The following is a 1879-nucleotide window of genomic DNA, read 5'->3' as shown; positions in this document are numbered from 1 at the left end:
AGTACCGCTAAAGGTTGGTTTGGTATTCCGCGACGCCCAGCGCCAGCAGGCTTCGGTGGAGATGCTGCGGACGCTGTTGGAGAAAGAGGCGGACGCCCGCCTGTCGGGCGCGTCACCGCTGGATGTGCTGGGTTGAAAACACGCGCACAAAGAAAACCCCGCCGAAGCGGGGTTTTCCAGACTGTTTCCCTGTGACATCCGTATCGCCCCACCATCCTGGCAGGTGGTCCTTCGTCGTCGTCCTTGATCTGTCCTTTGCGCTTCCTGCGCAACGTCCATGTGGTAAAGATTAACCCTGGATCCAATCTGAGAACAGTGGCGAAAAGTCACCACGTTGTGTAGGAAAAAGCTTACACAGGAGGATTCATTCCCAGATGTGCCTGGAATGGGGCCGCTTTGCGGCCCATCGCGACACAAGGCCGCTCCTACACAGGAACCGCAACACCCTAAGGGCCTGCGCTGTACCAGTAGGAGCGGCCTTGTGTCGCGATGGGCTGCAAAGCAGCCCCCAAAAACCCCTCAGAACTGCTCGGCATCCAGCAGGTACAACGTCTCACTCCCCGCCTTCACCGATGCCACCAGCGAATCCACCCTCGGCAGCAACCGCGCAAAGAAGAACCGCGCCGTGCCCAGCTTGCCCGAGTAGAACGCCTCGTCCCCCTCACCCGCCTTGGCTGCCCGCGCCATCAATGCCCACATGTAGGCATAGGCGACATAACCAAAGGCATGCAGGTACTCGACCGAGGCCGCGCCAATTTCGTTCGGGTTGCCCTTTGCCTGCTCCAGCACCCACTCGGTAAGGCCGTCGAGCTGGTCGAGGCCGGTCGCCAACGGCTTGGCAAATTCATCCAGCTCGCTGCCCGCGCTGGCAATGAACTGGCGAATCTCGTCGGAGAACAGCCGGTAGTACGCCCCTCCACTGGCCACCACCTTGCGCCCCATCAGGTCGAGGGCCTGGATACCGTTGGTGCCTTCATAAATCTGCGTAATACGCACATCGCGCACCAGCTGCTCCTGCCCCCATTCGCGAATGTAGCCATGCCCGCCGAACACCTGCTGGCCGTGCACCGCGCACTCCAGGCCCAGGTCGGTGAGGAAGGCCTTGGCCACCGGTGTCAGCAGTGCCACCAGCTCTTCGCTGCGCTTGCGCACGGCCGCGTCTTCGCTGTACTTGGCACTGTCCAGTTGCATGGCCACGTAGCTGGAGAAGGCACGGCCACCCTCGATCAGCGCCTTCATGGTCAGCAGCATGCGGCGAACATCAGGGTGAACGATGATCGGGTCAGCGGCCTTGTCCTTGGCTTGTGGCCCGGTCGGGGCGCGGCTTTGCAGGCGGTCGCGGGCGTACTCCACGGCGTTCTGATAGGAGCGCTCGGCCGAGGCCAGGCCCTGGATACCAACGCCCAGGCGCTCGTAGTTCATCATGGTGAACATGGCCGCCAGGCCCTTGTTCGGCTCACCGACGATATAGCCAACCGCTTCGTCGAAGTTCATCACGCAGGTGGCCGAAGCCTGGATGCCCATCTTGTGCTCGATCGAGCCACAGGTGGCCGCGTTACGGGCGCCCAGGCTGCCGTCTTCGTTTACCAGGAACTTCGGCACCAGGAACAGCGAAATGCCTTTCGGCCCTGCCGGCGCATCGGGCAGCTTGGCCAGCACCAGGTGGATGATGTTCTCGGTCAGGTCGTGCTCGCCACCGGTGATGAAGATCTTGGTGCCGCTGACCTTGTAGCTGCCGTCGGCCTGGGGCTCCGCCTTGGTGCGGATGATGCCCAGGTCGGTACCGGCGTGCGGCTCGGTCAGGCACATGGAACCGGCCCACACGCCGGCGTACATGTTCGGCAGGTACTTTTCCTTCAGCGCTTCACTGGCGTGGGCA

The 1879-nt window shown here is 62.4% G+C and carries 1 protein-coding gene and 1 pseudogene; one reads left to right on the top strand and one right to left on the bottom strand.

Going from position 1 to position 1879, the window contains the following annotated elements; translation table 11 throughout:
- A pseudogene (locus JV551A3_RS03400) lies at window positions 1-136 on the top strand (LysR family transcriptional regulator); the annotation flags it as partial.
- A 383-nt stretch (window positions 137-519) separates the two neighbouring features.
- Here the strand turns inward: JV551A3_RS03400 and JV551A3_RS03395 are convergent.
- Window positions 520-1879, bottom strand: a 1360-nt coding sequence (locus tag JV551A3_RS03395; RefSeq protein ID WP_133978336.1) for an acyl-CoA dehydrogenase C-terminal domain-containing protein, incomplete at its 5' end; no start/stop codon positions are given.

Origin of the sequence: Pseudomonas inefficax (assembly GCF_900277125.1) — a bacterium.
GTDB lineage: Bacteria > Pseudomonadota > Gammaproteobacteria > Pseudomonadales > Pseudomonadaceae > Aquipseudomonas > Aquipseudomonas inefficax.
The sequence above is the reverse complement of the archived record's forward strand: the minus strand, read 5'-3'. Positions and strand labels throughout refer to the sequence as shown.